Source organism: Pseudomonas petrae (assembly GCF_021728295.1).
GTDB classification, from domain to species: domain Bacteria; phylum Pseudomonadota; class Gammaproteobacteria; order Pseudomonadales; family Pseudomonadaceae; genus Aquipseudomonas; species Aquipseudomonas petrae.
Genome location: NZ_JAKJXE010000005.1, coordinates 38,784 through 54,171 on the forward strand (window position 1 = coordinate 38,784; position 15,388 = coordinate 54,171).

13 protein-coding genes are annotated in these 15,388 nt (G+C 61.2%); 7 read left to right on the forward strand and 6 right to left on the reverse strand.

The annotated features are described in order from the left end of the window. Nucleotides 1-170 precede the first annotated feature (170 nt). The 7 genes from glpD to aauR all read left to right on the forward strand — a co-directional run bounded on the left by glpD (nt 171) and on the right by aauR (nt 8,809). Nucleotides 171-1,742, forward strand: coding sequence for a glycerol-3-phosphate dehydrogenase (gene glpD, locus L4G42_RS09840; RefSeq protein ID WP_237250348.1), 1,572 nt, complete (start codon nt 171-173; stop codon nt 1,740-1,742). A 398-nt stretch (nt 1,743-2,140) separates the two neighbouring features. Beyond that, entirely contained in the window at nt 2,141-3,055 is a 915-nt protein-coding gene (locus L4G42_RS09845) for a glutamate/aspartate ABC transporter substrate-binding protein (RefSeq protein ID WP_122622341.1), read from the forward strand. A 118-nt stretch (nt 3,056-3,173) separates the two neighbouring features. Beyond that, nucleotides 3,174-3,920 (forward strand): amino acid ABC transporter permease, encoded by a 747-nt coding sequence (locus L4G42_RS09850; protein ID WP_237250349.1) that lies wholly within the window; start codon nt 3,174-3,176, stop codon nt 3,918-3,920. Further along, nucleotides 3,917-4,585 carry an amino acid ABC transporter permease gene (locus tag L4G42_RS09855; RefSeq protein ID WP_237250559.1) on the forward strand — a complete coding sequence of 223 codons (669 nt, stop codon included), beginning with the start codon at nt 3,917-3,919 and terminating at the stop codon, nt 4,583-4,585. The genes L4G42_RS09850 and L4G42_RS09855 overlap by 4 nt, the downstream gene beginning before the upstream one ends. Next, nucleotides 4,582-5,316: an amino acid ABC transporter ATP-binding protein gene (locus L4G42_RS09860; protein ID WP_037012313.1), complete on the forward strand. Its 735-nt coding sequence runs from the start codon at nt 4,582-4,584 to the stop codon at nt 5,314-5,316. The genes L4G42_RS09855 and L4G42_RS09860 overlap by 4 nt, the downstream gene beginning before the upstream one ends. Before the next feature lie 90 nt (nt 5,317-5,406). Further along, nucleotides 5,407-7,305 (forward strand): two-component sensor histidine kinase AauS, encoded by a 1,899-nt coding sequence (gene aauS / locus L4G42_RS09865; protein WP_237250350.1) that lies wholly within the window; start codon nt 5,407-5,409, stop codon nt 7,303-7,305. A 178-nt stretch (nt 7,306-7,483) separates the two neighbouring features. Beyond that, nucleotides 7,484-8,809: a two-component response regulator AauR gene (gene aauR, locus L4G42_RS09870; RefSeq protein ID WP_272904049.1), complete on the forward strand. Its 1,326-nt coding sequence runs from the start codon at nt 7,484-7,486 to the stop codon at nt 8,807-8,809. Between the two features lie 192 nt (nt 8,810-9,001). Here aauR and L4G42_RS09875 read toward each other — a convergent pair whose 3' ends face one another. The 6 genes from L4G42_RS09875 to L4G42_RS09900 form a co-directional block, all read right to left on the reverse strand. Then, a complete protein-coding gene (locus tag L4G42_RS09875; RefSeq protein ID WP_237259784.1) occupies nt 9,002-9,943 on the reverse strand; it encodes a PfkB family carbohydrate kinase in 942 nt (313 codons plus the stop codon). Further along, nucleotides 9,933-11,402 carry a purine-cytosine permease family protein gene (locus L4G42_RS09880; RefSeq protein ID WP_237250354.1) on the reverse strand — a complete coding sequence of 490 codons (1,470 nt, stop codon included), beginning with the start codon at nt 11,400-11,402 and terminating at the stop codon, nt 9,933-9,935. The genes L4G42_RS09875 and L4G42_RS09880 overlap by 11 nt, the downstream gene beginning before the upstream one ends. Nucleotides 11,403-11,561: 159 nt before the next feature. Continuing rightward, entirely contained in the window at nt 11,562-12,578 is a 1,017-nt protein-coding gene (locus L4G42_RS09885; RefSeq protein ID WP_237259785.1) for an ADP-ribosylglycohydrolase family protein, read from the reverse strand. After that, nucleotides 12,575-13,288, reverse strand: coding sequence for a GntR family transcriptional regulator (locus L4G42_RS09890; protein ID WP_237250356.1), 714 nt, complete (start codon nt 13,286-13,288; stop codon nt 12,575-12,577). Before L4G42_RS09890 ends, L4G42_RS09885 begins: the two co-directional genes overlap by 4 nt. Nucleotides 13,289-13,457: 169 nt before the next feature. Next, nucleotides 13,458-14,126, reverse strand: a complete 669-nt coding sequence (locus tag L4G42_RS09895) for a DsbA family oxidoreductase (RefSeq protein ID WP_237250357.1) — start codon at nt 14,124-14,126, stop codon at nt 13,458-13,460. 110 nt (nt 14,127-14,236) lie between these two features. Beyond that, a complete protein-coding gene (locus L4G42_RS09900; protein ID WP_237250358.1) occupies nt 14,237-15,229 on the reverse strand; it encodes an alpha/beta fold hydrolase in 993 nt (330 codons plus the stop codon). Nucleotides 15,230-15,388 lie beyond the last annotated feature (159 nt).

Here is a 15,388-nt window from a genome sequence, read left to right on the forward strand (position 1 = left end):
AGATGTTCGCTTTTGTTCCTTTCCCCTCTCTCCCATCAGTATTTTCAATGAATACTGGGTGGCTGTGTTCGCCTTATTGCGCTACTATTTTCGGAAATGAACATAAATGTTCGAATTCGCCCTCCCCATAGCGCAGCATTCGAACGCGATCGAACACTCAGGAGGCCCCGATGGCCCAGTCCAGTTTGCCGACCCCACCCCTTTCCGAGGTCTACGACGTTGCCGTGATCGGTGGTGGCATCAATGGTGTCGGCATCGCGGCAGACGCATCGGGCCGGGGCCTTTCGGTCTTTCTCTGCGAGAAGGACGACCTTGCCAGCCACACGTCCTCGGCCAGCAGCAAGCTGATCCACGGTGGCCTCCGTTACCTGGAACACTACGAATTCCGTCTGGTTCGCGAAGCGCTGGCCGAACGCGAAGTGTTGTTGGAAAAAGCGCCGCACATCGTCAAGCCGATGCGCTTCGTGTTGCCTCACCGTCCGCACCTGCGCCCCGCGTGGATGATCCGCGCCGGGCTGTTCCTGTATGACCACCTTGGCAAACGCGAGAAGCTGGCAGCGTCGAAGACCATTCGCTTCGGCGCCAACAGCCCGCTGAACAGTTCGATCACCAAGGGCTTTGAATACTCTGATTGCTGGGTTGACGACGCACGTCTGGTCGTCCTCAATGCCATGGCCGCCCGTGAAAAAGGCGCGCACATTCATACGCAGACCCGCTGTCTGGGCGCCCGTCGCAGCGGCGGCGTGTGGCACATGAACATGGAGCGTGCGGACGGCAGCCTGTTTTCCATTCGGGCGAAAGCGCTGGTTAACGCAGCCGGTCCATGGGTCGCCAAGTTCATTCGTGAAGACCTCAAGCTCGAATCGCAGTACGGCATTCGCCTGATTCAGGGCAGCCACTTGATCGTGCCAAAGCTGTACGAAGGCGAAAACGCGTTCATTCTGCAGAACGAAGATCAGCGAATTGTGTTCGCCATTCCGTACCTGGAACGCTTCACCATCATCGGCACGACCGACCGCGAATATTCTGAAGATCCCGGCAAAGTAGCGATAACCGAAGGCGAGACCGATTACCTGCTGAAGATCGTCAACGATCACTTCAAGAAGCAGCTCAGCCGCGCCGACATTCTGAGCACTTGGTCAGGTGTGCGTCCGCTGTGCAACGACGAGTCGGACAACCCGTCGGCGATCACCCGCGACTACACCTTGTCGATGTCGGGCAGTGCCCAAGAGGCGCCGATCCTTTCGGTGTTCGGCGGCAAGCTGACGACCTATCGCAAGCTGGCGGAATCGGCGATGCAACAACTGGCGCCGTTCTTCCCGCAGATGAAGCCAAGCTGGACCGCAAAAGCCAGCCTGCCAGGCGGTGAGAGCATGACCACGCCTGAGGCACTGGCCGCCGAGCTGCAACAGCGTTGCACCTGGCTGCCGGCAGAAACCGCCAGGCGTTGGGCCATTACGTATGGCTCACGCAGCTGGCGCATCGTGGAGGGCGTCCGGGATCTGAGCGAAATGGGCGAACACTTGGGCGGTGGCCTGTACAGCCGCGAAGTGGATTACCTGTGCAGCGAGGAATGGGCGACCAAATCCGAAGATATCCTGTGGCGCCGGACCAAGCTTGGCCTGTTCACCACTGATGAAGAGCACCAGAAGGTTCAGGCTTACCTGGATAAAGTGGCTGGCAGCAACGGGGCTATTGACCGGTTTGACTGGCCAGTGTCGGCACCAAAGATCCACGCATAATTTGCCAGACCGAATTCCCGGCTAAAGCCGGTCCTACTGAAATGACGCGATTTTGTAGGACCGGCTTCAGCCGGGAAAGCGTCAGAAACCACACCGCAAAACCATTGGCTCTCAACACCAAAACTCCTGCGATGTCATTCGGATTCCCGAACACCCTCTCCCTCCCAATTCGGAATCCCGGACGGCCGAATCGTCCGTCTCACTTCCCTTCTCTGTAAATATCCAACACTTTCATACGCTTAGCCTCGGTCACATCTCTGGCATGACTCATGCTCTACACTCTTTCACGATTGCTTCGATGTAGCGTGTCGCCTGACTGGGCCGCCGTTGAAGCGCTCTGAAACGATAGGGCCGTCCAACACCGGCTCAATAAAAAAAACAATGTCGAGGTAAACCAGATGCGCATCGTTCCCCACATCCTGGGCGCAGCCATTGCTGCCGCTTTGATCACCACACCTGTTTTCGCCGCCGAACTGACTGGCACTCTGAAGAAAATCAAAGAGTCCGGCACCATCACCCTAGGTCACCGCGACTCCTCCATTCCTTTTTCCTACATCGCTGACGCTTCCGGCGTGCCAGTGGGCTACTCCGCTGACATCCAGCTGAAGATCGTTGAAGCGATCAAGAAAGACCTGGACATGCCTGATCTGAAGGTCAAGTACAACCTGGTCACTTCCCAGACCCGTATCCCGCTGGTGCAGAACGGCACCGTCGACGTCGAATGCGGTTCGACCACCAACAACGCCGAGCGCGCCCAGCAAGTCGACTTCTCCGTCGGCATTTTCGAAATCGGCACCCGTCTGCTGAGTAAGGCTGACTCGTCCTACAAAGACTTCGATGACCTCAAAGGCAAGAACGTCGTGACCACGGCGGGCACCACGTCCGAGCGCATCCTCAAGGCGATGAACGCCGACAAGCAGATGGGCATGAACGTGATTTCGGCCAAGGACCACGGCGAGTCGTTCCAGATGCTGGAATCGGGCCGCGCCGTCGCCTTCATGATGGACGACGCCCTGCTCGCAGGCGAAATGGCCAAGGCCAAGAAGCCGACCGACTGGGCCGTTACCGGCACTCCTCAGTCTTACGAAATCTACGGTTGCATGGTTCGCAAGGAAGACCCTGCGTTCAAGAAAGCCGTCGATGATGCCATCGTTGCGACCTACAAATCGGGCGAGATCAACAAGATCTACGACAAGTGGTTCACCCAGCCGATTCCACCAAAAGGCCTGAACCTGATGTTCCCGATGAGCGAACAGCTCAAAGCGCTGATCGCCAACCCGAACGACAAGCCGGCGCCGGACAAGAAGGCCTGAGTCCTTCGCTCTGCCATTCTGAAAACGTGAAAAGCCTGTCTTCCGGAAACGCCCTGCGTTTCCGGAAGCCGCTACCTGGCGCGTGCGTGCATAACGATCGATAAGAGGGGAGACCCTGATGAACTACAACTGGGACTGGGGCGTGTTCTTCAAGTCCACGGGCGTCGGCAGCGAAACCTATCTGGACTGGTACATCACCGGGCTGGGCTGGACCATCGCCATTGCCGTCGCGGCCTGGATCATTGCGTTACTCCTGGGCTCGGTGCTCGGGGTGATGCGTACGGTGCCCAACCGCATCGTTTCTTCCATTGCCACGATTTACGTGGAAATTTTCCGTAACGTGCCACTGCTGGTGCAGCTGTTTATCTGGTACTTCCTGGTGCCGGACCTGCTGCCTGAGAACCTGCAGGAGTGGTACAAGCAAGACCTCAATCCGACGACTTCGGCGTTCCTGAGTGTTGTTGTGTGCCTGGGGCTGTTCACTGCCGCACGTGTCTGCGAACAGGTGCGCACCGGTATTCAGGCGCTGCCGGTGGGACAGGAATCCGCGGCGCGCGCCATGGGTTTCAAGCTGCCGCAGATCTACTGGAACGTGCTGCTGCCGCAGGCGTACCGGATCATCATTCCGCCGCTTACCTCAGAATTCCTCAACGTGTTCAAGAACTCGTCCGTGGCGTCGCTGATCGGCCTGATGGAATTGCTCGCGCAAACCAAACAGACCGCCGAGTTTTCCGCGAACCTGTTCGAAGCCTTCACCCTGGCAACGCTGATCTACTTCACGCTGAACATGAGCCTGATGCTGCTCATGCGTCTGGTCGAGAAGAAGGTTGCAGTGCCGGGCCTGATCTCCGTGGGGGGTAAATAATGGACTTCTCTGGAGTGATTCCCGCCATCCCGGGCATGTGGAACGGCATGCTCATGACCCTGCAATTGATGGTCATGGGCATTGTAGGCGGCATCATCATCGGCACGATTCTGGCGCTGATGCGGTTGTCGTCCAACAAACTGGCGTCACGTATTGCCGGCGCCTACGTCAACTACTTCCGCTCGATCCCGCTGTTGCTGGTCATCACCTGGTTCTACCTGGCGGTGCCGTTCGTGCTGCGCTGGATCACTGGCGAAGACACGCCGATCGGCGCGTTCACCTCATGCGTCGTGGCGTTCATGATGTTCGAGGCGGCCTATTTCTGTGAAATCGTGCGGGCCGGCGTGCAGTCGATTTCCCGCGGCCAGATGGGTGCTGCTCAAGCGCTTGGCATGACCTACGGCCAGATGATGCGCCTGATCATCCTGCCCCAGGCGTTCCGCAAGATGACCCCGCTGCTGTTGCAGCAGAGCATCATCCTGTTTCAGGACACCTCGCTGGTCTACACGGTCGGTCTGGTCGACTTCCTCAACTCGGCACGCTCCAGCGGCGACATCATCGGGCGCTCCAACGAGTTTCTGATTGTCGCCGGTCTGGTGTACTTCACGATCAGCTTCGCCGCGTCGCGCCTGGTCAAGTTCATGCAAAAAAGGTTAGCCGTATGATTTCCATCAAAAATATCAACAAGTGGTATGGGGACTTCCAGGTGCTGACCGATTGCAGCACTGAGGTCAAAAAAGGCGAAGTGATTGTGGTCTGCGGCCCGTCGGGCTCGGGCAAGTCTACGCTGATCAAATGCGTCAACGCGCTGGAGCCGTTTCAGAAAGGCGACATCGTGGTCGATGGCACCTCGATCGCTGACCCGAAAACCAATCTGCCGAAACTGCGCTCGCGCGTCGGCATGGTGTTCCAGCATTTCGAGCTGTTTCCGCACCTGACCATCACCGAAAACCTGACCATCGCGCAGATCAAGGTGCTGGGCCGCAGCAAGGAAGAAGCCACGAAAAAAGGCCTGCAACTGCTCGAACGTGTCGGCCTGTCGGCCCATGCCCACAAGCACCCGGGGCAACTGTCGGGCGGTCAGCAACAGCGTGTGGCGATTGCCCGCGCGCTGGCGATGGACCCGGTGGTGATGCTGTTCGACGAACCGACCTCCGCGCTCGACCCGGAGATGGTCAACGAAGTGCTCGACGTGATGGTGCAGCTCGCCCATGAAGGCATGACCATGATGTGCGTGACCCACGAAATGGGCTTTGCCCGCAAAGTAGCGGATCGGGTGATCTTCATGGACAAGGGCCAGATCGTCGAAGACTGCGAGAAGGAAGAGTTCTTCGGCGACGTCAACGCGCGCTCCGAGCGGGCTCAGCAATTCCTCAACAAAATCCTGCAGCACTAAAAGCATTAGCCCTTCAAGGGCGCAAAAACCACCGGCCGCTCGTTCATCAAAATGATGAAACGGGCGGCTGGCCGGTCCAGGACGACTGTGATGAAATGCGACCCCCCTCTCTACCGCGCCGCGCCGCCATCACTCGCCGTGAAACCCCGACTGATTCGTCATCTGTTCGTGCCGCCGCTGATCATCCTGCTGATGATTGCGCTGGGTTACGTCACGTATTTGTACAGCGAGAAAAATGCCATCAAGGCGCTGGGTGAAAACGGTCAGCGTCAGCTGGAGCTGCACGCGCGCACCGTCGAGAGCGAGATCAACAAGTACAACTACCTGCCCAGCGTGCTGGAGCTGGAATCCAACGTTTCCGACCTGCTCAACAATCCGTCTGCGGAGTTGCGCGCCAAGGTCGATGATTACCTCGAAGGCCTGAACCGGCGCAGCCGCAGTCGGGCCATCTATGTGCTGGACACCACCGGCCGGGTGCTGGCGACCAGCAACTGGCGCGATGCCGACAGTTACCTCGGTGAAGACCTGTCCTTTCGCGCCTATTATCAGGACGCGATTCGCGGTCTGCCGGGCCGCTTCTACGGCATTGGCAGCACCACCGGCGAACCGGGTTATTACCTGGCCCACGGGCTGGAAGAGAAAGGCAAGATCATCGGCGTCGCGGTGATCAAAGTCCGGCTTGAAGCGCTTGAAGAACGCTGGCAGCGCGCGCGCCTGGAGGCATTTGTCAGCGACGAGAACGGCATCATCATCCTGTCCAGCGACCCGGCGCGACGGCTGAAATCAGTCCGCCCGCTGACCGCCGAGATCAAGGAGCGGCTGGCGCGCAGCCTGCAATATTACTGGTGGCCGCTCAACGAACTGGTACCGCTGGAACGTGAATCGATCGCCGACGGGGTCGAGAAGCTGACCTTTCCCGCCAACACCAGCGTCGACCATGAGCACACGGTGGTGAGTTATCTGGCACAGACCCGCGAACTGGCTGACACGCCCTGGCACCTGACCCTGTTGACGCCGCTGGAAGACCTGCGCCGGGAAGCCGCCAATCAGGGAATGCTGGTCGCCGTTGCCTGCGCGCTGGTGGCGTTTCTGCTGATTGCCTGGAACGAGCGGCGCAAGGTGATTTCCACGCGCCTCGCCGCACGTGAGGCGCTGGAGCAGGCGAACAACGAACTCGAACGGCGCATCACCGACCGCACCGCCGACCTGCGCGCCAGCAACGAACGCCTGAAGGGCCAGATTCGTGAACGTCGCCAGGCCGAAGAAACCCTGCGCCAGGCGCAGGATGAATTGATCCAGGCCGGCAAACTCGCGGCCATCGGCCAGATGTCTACCAGCATCGCCCATGAGCTGAATCAGCCCCTCGCCGCGCTACGCACGTTGTCAGGCAACACCGTTCGGTTCCTCGAACGGGGCGCGCTGGACACGGCGAGTGCGAACCTGCGCACCATCAACGATCTGGTGGATCGCATGGGCCGCATCACTGCCAGCCTGCGCGCCTTCGCCCGGCGCGGAGAAGACAAAGGTCAGGCGTCCCTGAGCAAGGCAGTCGAGGCTGCGCTTCAGTTGCTCGCGGCGCGTCTGGACAGTGCGTCGCTGGAGCTGCATCAACAGATCGACGATGTCGAGTTGGCGATCGACCAGACCCGGCTTGAGCAGATTCTGGTCAACCTGATCGGCAACGCGCTGGACGCCATGCAAGCGCAGCCGTTGCCGATTCTGTGGCTGGAAGGTGACGTGGTCGAGGGCCGCTATCGGTTGCGCGTGCGGGATAACGGCCACGGCATCGACGCCGAAGCGCGCAAGCATTTGTTCGAACCTTTCTTCACCACCAAGCCCGGTGAGCAGGGCCTCGGGCTCGGCCTGACGCTGTCCGCCAGCCTTGCCACGGCGGCAGGCGGCACGCTCAACGCTGAAGACCCGGCCGAGGGCGGCACGATGTTCGTGCTGGTGTTGCCTCTGGTTGATCGCCGGGCGGCGGATGTATGAGTGATCAACGCTCCGCCGGCCACTGTGGCAACCCGCTTGCTCGAAAAAGCAGTGGGGCAGTTACCTTGTTCAAACCTGACACACCGCTTTCGCGGGCAAGTGCGCGCCTACAGGACTGCGCACTTCGGCCACGGGAACCACTCGCGATGAACGCAACGCTGTCGTACTGGAATAAACCATGAACACTGATCTGACGGTCCTCATCGTCGAAGACGACCCGCATGTCCTGCTCGGCTGCCAACAGGCGCTGGCGCTGGAAGACATTCACAGCCAGGGCGTGGGCAGTGCCGAAGAAGCGCTGGCGTTGGTCAGTGAGAACTTCGCCGGCATCGTCATCAGTGATATTCGCCTGCCGGGCATCGACGGGCTTGAGCTGCTCAAGCGCCTGAAAGAACGCGATCGAACACTGCCCGTGGTGCTGATTACCGGTCACGGCGACGTGTCGATGGCGGTCGGTGCGATGCGCGATGGTGCGTACGATTTCATGGAGAAGCCCTTCTCCCCCGAGCGGTTGGTCGACGCCGCCCGCCGCGCCCTGGAACAACGCGGGCTGGCGCGGGAAGTCTGGTCGCTGCGTCGGCAACTGGCCGAACGCGACTCGCTGGAAGGCAAGATCATTGGCCGTTCCCAGGCGATGCAGAACCTGCGCGCGCTGATTGCAAACGTCGCGGACACCTCGGCCAACGTGCTGATCGAAGGCGAAACGGGCACCGGCAAGGAACTCGTCGCCCGCTGCCTGCATGACTTCAGCCGCCGCCATGACCATCAGTTCGTTGCATTGAACTGCGGCGGCCTGCCGGAAAGCCTGTTCGAGAGCGAAATCTTCGGTCATGAGGCCAACGCCTTCACCGGCGCCGGCAAACGCCGCATCGGCAAGATCGAACACGCTCACAACGGCACGCTGTTTCTCGATGAAGTGGAAAGCATGCCGATCAACCTGCAGATCAAACTGCTGCGGGTATTGCAGGAGCGCACGCTGGAGCGACTGGGTTCAAATCAAAGCGTGGCGGTGGATTGCCGGGTGATTGCGGCGACCAAGTCGGAGCTTAATGCGCTGAGCAAAGCGGGCCAGTTTCGCAGCGACCTGTATTACCGGCTGAACGTGGTGACCCTCGAACTGCCGCCCTTGCGCGAGCGTCGCGAAGACATCCTGCAGTTGTTCGAACATTTTCTGCAGCAGTCGTCGCTGCGCTTCGACCGTGAAGCGCCGCAGCTGGATGCACAGACCCGCTCGGCGCTGCTGGCCCACGACTGGCCCGGCAATGTGCGCGAGCTGCGCAACGTCGCCGAGCGTTACGCGCTGGGACTGCCGGCGTTCAAGACAGCCGGTGCGCAAGTCGCCACTCCAAGCCTGGATTTCGCCGAAGCCGTGGAGGCGTTCGAGAAGAACCTGCTGGGCGAGGCGTTGCAGCGCAGCGGCGGGAATCTCAGCCAGGCCAGCCAGGAACTGGGCATGGCTAAAACCACGTTGTTCGACAAGGTGAAGAAGTACGGGTTGGGGTGAGCAATATCTCCCTTGTCGATTCTGGCCGCAGACCGTAGGAGCGTGGCTTGTCCCGCGATCGGCTGCGCAGCGGTCGTAAAACCGGACGACTCGGTCCTTCCTGAGCAACCGCAGTCAACGGATTGGCTGCCGCTTAGCGCCAGATCGCGGGACAAGCCACGCTCCTACAGGTCGTGCAATGGCGGGGGATTATCAAGGTGTCGCGGGAAATTCGCTGCTGCCAACCAGCTCATCCACCTCCGCCGCCGTCGGCGCAGTCGCCGGGCCCCAACGGGTAACAGCGATGGCCGCCGCTGCATTGGCGCGCAATGCCGCCTCCGGAGCTGACAGCCCTGACGCCAGCCCAGCAAGCAATACGCCTGCATGGGCATCGCCGGCGCCGTTGGTGTCGATGGCCGTGACCGGGAAGCCGCGCACGTGTCGGGTCTCGGAGCCCTGACGCATCCAGCAACCATTTGGTCCGTCGCGCACCACCATCAGGGCATCGTTGCGCAGCCAGCGCGCCAGCATGGCGAGGGCCGCATCGATCGTCTCGCACCCGGTGAAGCGCAGCGCCTCTTCGGCATTGCTTGTCCACAGCGTGATCAACGACAAAACCACCTGCATCCCGGGCGCCTCCAGCGAATCCACCAGCGGCCCCGGATCGAACACCACGCCCGCCCCTGCCGGCAGCTGCGCGAGCCAGTCCAAGAGCGTCGCGACCTTGCCTTCGTGCAGCAAGCTGTAGCCGCTGACGAACACGTAATCCTCAGGCTGCACATCGACACCACGCAGATCTTCAGCCGACAAACCGCCCTCGGCACCCACATAGGAAATGAACGAGCGCTCGGCCGAAGGCTCGATGAGCGCCACCGACAGGCCAGTGTCCTGACCCGTCGAAGCCGCAGCCGCGATATCGATGCCTTCGGCCGCCATGGCCTGACGTGCCAGATCGCCAAAACGACCCGTGCCGTGGCGACCGAGATACACCGTTGGCATGCCACTGCGTCGTGCGGCAGCCATCACGTTAAATCCCCCGCCGGTTTCGAACGCCGCCGAGCGGGCGAGCACGTCGCCGCCGGAGCGCGGCAAGGCGTCGAGGGCCATGACCAGATCGACCACGACCTGGCCGGTGTAGAGCAATCTAGCGGGCATGAACGACCTCTTCGGCGACAACGCGACGGTCTCGGGCGCCGCCAAGCAAAGCATACAGACCGCCCGCCACCACGAAGGTGACGATCCAGCCCAGTCCGTTATGGCCGAACCATGAGTCCGACAGCAAACCTTTGAATATCACGTTCTCCGGCGTGGTCGCGACAGTGGTGAAACTGTACCCAAGCACGATGGCCAAGGCCCACGCACCCAGCGCACGCCACTCGATGCCGCCGCGGTACCAATAGGCGCTGCGCGGCGAAACGTCCATCAAATCAGTGGGGGAATAGTAGTGGCGATGCATCAGGTCGACGATGAAGATCCCGACCCACGCGGTGATGGGCACGGCGAGCATCGAAATGAAGGTAATGAACGGGCCGTAAAAACTGTCGGCGATCAGCATGAAGTAAATCGAACCGGCGAAGATCGCCACGATGTCGACAATCACTGCGTGCACGCGCTTGATCTTCAGGCCCAGCGTCAGCGTGGTCAGGCCTGCCGAGTACACCGACAGATTGTTGGAGAGCAGCAGCCCGCCAAACGCCGTGATCAGGTACGGCACCGCCATCCAGGTCGGCAGCAGTTCGCGGATCGCGATGATCGGATCGGTGGCCGACGCCAGGTGGTCATTGCCCACCGACAGCAGCCCGCCCAGGGTGATCAGCAACACCAGCGGGATGCCCGCGCCGAAAGCGGCCGACGCCACCAGCCGCGTGGCCTTGACGCTGCGATGCTGATAGCGCGACATGTCGGCGCCCGCGTTGGCCCAGCCGATGCCCGTGCCCGCCGCCATGGTGCCGATGCCGATGATCATCGCGCTCACCGGTGCAGGCGCGGCGTTGAATACAGCGGCCCAGTCGATGTGCGCGATCAGGAACCCGCCGACGATGACATTCAACGCACCGAAGATATACGTCGCCCATTTCTGGATGACCAGCAAGGTGGCGTGGCCGAGGCCGGAAACGGTCAGCGTCATCAGCACGAAAATGGCGATGAATACGAGGGTCAGGCCCGGCGCACTCTTGGCTTCTACCGGCGTGGCGAAGAGGATCGAGCACAGCGACAGCAGCACGAAAGCGGCGGTCGTGGTGTTCACGGTTTCCCAGCCCAGACGCGACATCAGCGAAACGATGGTCGGACCGATATTCCCGCGCATTCCGAAAATCGCCCGCGACAGCGTAAGACTGGGCGCCCTGCCCCGCCGGCCCGCGATGGAGATGACCCCGACCACCGCAAACGAACCGGCGGCGCCGAGAATCGCCACGATGATCGCCTGCCAGATAGACAGCCCGCGAAAGGCCACGAGCGTCGCCCCCAGCGGCAGACCGAGGATGCTGATGTTGGCCGCGAACCACACCCAGAACAGCTGCAACGGGTGGCCATTGCATTCGTTTTCCGGAACCGGTTCGATACCGCGTGTTTCAAGCTGACCTGCGCCTTGAGCGGCGTTGGATGACGTCATGTGAATGCTCCTGTGCCATTTGTTCTGGTTGTGGGCAGTGCGCAAAGCAAACGACGTCCGTGTCAGCGTGGGCTTTTGCAGGCTGCAAAAACCCTGACTCGCCGCTGCATAGAGCCGCGAGGTAGGTCTTGTTCTTTATACGGGCTGGCGTCGGTCGGGTCAGACCCCGCGCAGGGACAGCAACTGCTCGACCACGGGATAAAGGTCGAGTCCGTTGACGGTCTGGATCTGGTTGATCAGCGACCCTGGCCAGGCGCCCATGCCTTCACAGGCACCGAGCATCGCCCCGAGAATGGCGGCGATGGTATCGGTGTCGCCGCCCAGGCTGGCGGCCATGCACAGCGCATCCATTGCCGACAACTGCCCGCGAGCCACTTGATGCGCCAAGGCGAACGCGGCGACGACCGATTCCTGGGACGCGACGGACGTGCCGATCACGTCATAAATCAATTCGGGCAGTTGTTCATTACCGCATTCGGCGCACAGCTGTTTAGCCCAACGGATTCGGGCGGCAATGCGGCCCCCGGCGATCCAGTAGCCGCAGCGCTCGGCCTCCTGGGCGATGCGCGCGCCGACGTCGAGGGCTTCACCCAGACTGGCACCGCTGATGCCCGCCGAGACAACCGCCGCCACCGCCGCCGCGCTGGAGATGCCGAGATTGGTGTTATGGGTGACCTGGCAGGCCTGCTTGACCGCCTCGATGAAGCGCGCTTCTTCGCGCACATCGAAGGCAATGCCGACCGGCGTAATGCGCATGGCGGCGCCGTTGGTGGTGCCAAAACGCCCGGCTTCTTCAGGACTGTGCCCGGCCAGAATCATCTCGATAGCGCGTTTGGTCGAGGGACCCAGCAGGTCTTGCGAACCCTTGGCCTGCATCACCGCTTCCCAGTCGATCAGGCTCTGCGCCAGATCCGAGGGTTCAATGCGCCCGCCTCCGGCCACCAGCAATTCGGCCACCAGAACCGCCTGTTCGGTGTCATCGGTGATCGACCCGGCGGGCATGCTCGGCGCAATCGGCTGATCGGCACCGGCGGCCTGCAACGTAGTGATGCGGCCGAATCGCTGCCTGATCTGCTCGCGACTGAGGGACTGCGTGGGCATACCCAGCGCGTCGCCCAGCGCCAGTCCGCAGAAAGCGCCGAGGCCTCGGTCGCGCGTATCGATCAATGCGGTCATGTAGACGATCCAAAAGCCAGATGCAGACGAAAATGCACGGGGTCCAGAAGACTCTCCACGTGCTCCATGAAACGTTCGCGGCGATCAAACGTGGTACGCGTCGCCTTGAGAAACACTGAGCCCGGCTCCCGCAACATCAGTGCCGCGTCGTCGTTGCTCAGGGGCTCGGCGCCGATCCACTGATCGCCGCGATCACCGACATAGCCGTGGGCGGCCAGCGTGACTGTCAGCGAATCTTCAATCAGCCCGTCGCGGGGCAGATTTTCCAGGCCGTCGCAGGCCGGAATCAGCACGCGTTCCAGAGACACGACGCTGCCATCCCCGGCGGTTCGACGACGATCCAGCGCGATGAATTCGGCCGTGCCAAACCGGCTCGCCAGATCACCCCGTTGCACCGCCACCAGACGCAGAATCTCGGTGCTGACCTTGGCGCCCGTGTCGGCCAGGGCCTGCGCCCACCCTGCACGCTGATCCAGCGAGATGCCGTCGTAAGTCACAATCGAGCCCACGCCGGTTTGCGTGGCGATGTAGTTACGTCGCTTGAGCTCGGACAGCGCCTCGCGCAGCGTGCCACGGCTGACATTGAATTCCTGTGCGAGCAGATTCTCGCCGGGCAGCAATTCGCCCGAGCCCATCTGGCCGGTCTCGATGCGTCGGGCCAGCTCATCCACCACACGTTTTTTCTTATCGAATCGAACCTGTCTAATCATGTACAAATTGATATCCGAAAGTGGCTGGGAGGAGCAAGTGTTTTTTGAAATGCAATGGACGATGCGTAACAGCAGATGACGGGCAACACCGGGCTCGATAGGGGGCTCCCAAAGGTGAAGAGCCCCGGATACTCAATCGCACGCTACCCGTCAGGGTCGATTACACGCTTTAGTCGACCGGGTTAACCACACTCGATTCATCGCCCACGATCTGACGAATGGCGCTGACGAACACGTCGACAGGTTGCCCACCGGAAACGGCGTACTGGTCATTGAAGACGATCGTCGGCACCGAACTCACGCCCCGCGACACCCACAATTGTTCCAGTGCGCGAACTTCGCTGGCGTACTGGTCGCTGCCCAGCACGGCCTCGGCGCGCACCCGGTCCAGGCCCACTTTCTGCGCAACATCCGCCAGCACCTGGTGGCTGGATACGTTGGCGTGCTGGCTGAAATACGCTGTGAACAGCGCTTCTTTCAGTGCGTGTTGCTTGCCTTCCAGCGCTGCCCAGTGCAGCAGTCGATGGGCGTCGAAGGTGTTGAAGATGCGGCGCTCGCCCTGCTTGAAGACGAACCCGAGTTCAGCGCCGCGCTCACGGATGTTCTCGGCATTGGCCTGGAATTGTTCGGGCGTCGAGCCGTACTTTTCGGCGATGTGCTCGAAAATGTCCTGACCTTCCGGCGGCATCTGCGGGTTGAGTTCGAATGGCTGGAAGTGGATGTCGGCTTGAACCTCATCGCCCAGATGCTCGAGCGCCTGGTCCAGGGCGCGCAGGCCGACAATGCACCAGGGGCAGGACACGTCGGAGATGAAGTCGATTTTCAGCGGAGTGCTCATGGCAGCCTCGTGCAAGAGAGGAAAAGCTGCACGATACGCCGATCACGACGTCCCTCAAACCCTACACCCGCGCGCCCGTCCTCAGTGGGCGGGTCAACCTCGCAGCCGCATTAGAGCTGCGCGACGTGGGAAGCGTCCTCGCGATGCTCGCGCAAATACGGCAATACAGCCGCCAGCAGCGGGGCTTTGAAGGCTTCCTGAAAACGGTGGGCCAGGCCAGGAATGAGCTTCAGTTGACTGCCCTGGATGTGTGCTGCCACATGAATCCCGTGCATCACCGGCAACAGCGGATCGGCGGTGCCGTGAACAACCAGCGTCGGCACGCGCAGACGATTCAACAGCTCCACGCGGCTGGGTTCGGACAGGATCGCCAGAATCTGACGCTTAACGCCTTCAGGATTAAACGCCCGGTCGTAGGAAACCGCCGCCTGATGCAGCAGCATCTGCCGATCATCCTTAACCTCCGGACTGCCCAGCGCCGCCAGCAAATCGGCCTGCTGCTCAAGGGCGGTCTGCCGGTCCGGCGCGCCGCGACGCGCCAGCAGTTGCAACAACGCCGGGCTTGGCATCGGCAGCCCGGGCGCGCCGGAGCTGGTCATGATCAGCGTGAGGCTCTCCACGCGCTTGGGCGCCATGTCTGCCAGATGCTGCGCAATCATGCCGCCCATGCTTGCCCCCAGCACATGGAATTGCTGAACGTGCAGCGCGTCCATCAGGCCCAGCGCATCCTGAGCCATATCGGTCAGCGAATACGGCGCCGACACCGGCAGGCCGATTTTGTAGCGCAGCACTTCATAGGTCAGGTTGGGGCTCGGCGGCGCCTGGACCCAGGTCGACAATCCGACATCCCGGTTGTCATAGCGAATCACGCGAAAGCCCTGCTGGCACAGGGCAACGACCACTTCATCCGGCCAGTGAATCAGCTGTCCACCGAGGCCCATGACCAACAACAGTGCCGGATCGGAATCACGCCCGATGCTCTGATACGCCAGGTGCACATCATCGAGTTCGACCACCTGCGTGGGAACATCAACATCGCATCGAGAGGCCGCAAAAGACGGCAGGCTGCACAAGAGCGCAGCCAGAAAAAGTAAAACCCGCATGGAAAAACACCGACACACAGAACCCCAGTAGGCCGCGAGTCTGATGAAGTTTGCTCAAGCGCGCTGCCACAGTTGCGTGACAGTTTGATGAAGAGGGCTGAGCGGTAGCAAAACGGTCATTTCGACGTGTATTCACGCTGCTGCAGCTGGTGTCGGCGT

Bases quoted from the DNA above. Each gene is read 5' to 3' on its own strand.
- L4G42_RS09850 (WP_237250349.1), top strand. From the start codon at position 3,174: ATGAACTACAACTGGGACTGGGGCGTGTTCTTCAAGTCCACGGGCGTC.
- L4G42_RS09880 (WP_237250354.1), bottom strand. From the start codon at position 11,402: ATGACGTCATCCAACGCCGCTCAAGGCGCAGGTCAGCTTGAAACACGC.
- L4G42_RS09885 (WP_237259785.1), bottom strand. From the start codon at position 12,578: ATGACCGCATTGATCGATACGCGCGACCGAGGCCTCGGCGCTTTCTGC.
- L4G42_RS09890 (WP_237250356.1), bottom strand. From the start codon at position 13,288: ATGATTAGACAGGTTCGATTCGATAAGAAAAAACGTGTGGTGGATGAG.
- L4G42_RS09895 (WP_237250357.1), bottom strand. From the start codon at position 14,126: ATGAGCACTCCGCTGAAAATCGACTTCATCTCCGACGTGTCCTGCCCC.
- L4G42_RS09860 (WP_037012313.1), top strand. From the start codon at position 4,582: ATGATTTCCATCAAAAATATCAACAAGTGGTATGGGGACTTCCAGGTG.
- L4G42_RS09900 (WP_237250358.1), bottom strand. From the start codon at position 15,229: ATGCGGGTTTTACTTTTTCTGGCTGCGCTCTTGTGCAGCCTGCCGTCT.
- glpD (WP_237250348.1), top strand. From the start codon at position 171: ATGGCCCAGTCCAGTTTGCCGACCCCACCCCTTTCCGAGGTCTACGAC.
- aauS (WP_237250350.1), top strand. From the start codon at position 5,407: ATGAAATGCGACCCCCCTCTCTACCGCGCCGCGCCGCCATCACTCGCC.
- aauR (WP_272904049.1), top strand. From the start codon at position 7,484: ATGAACACTGATCTGACGGTCCTCATCGTCGAAGACGACCCGCATGTC.
- L4G42_RS09845 (WP_122622341.1), top strand. From the start codon at position 2,141: ATGCGCATCGTTCCCCACATCCTGGGCGCAGCCATTGCTGCCGCTTTG.
- L4G42_RS09875 (WP_237259784.1), bottom strand. From the start codon at position 9,943: ATGCCCGCTAGATTGCTCTACACCGGCCAGGTCGTGGTCGATCTGGTC.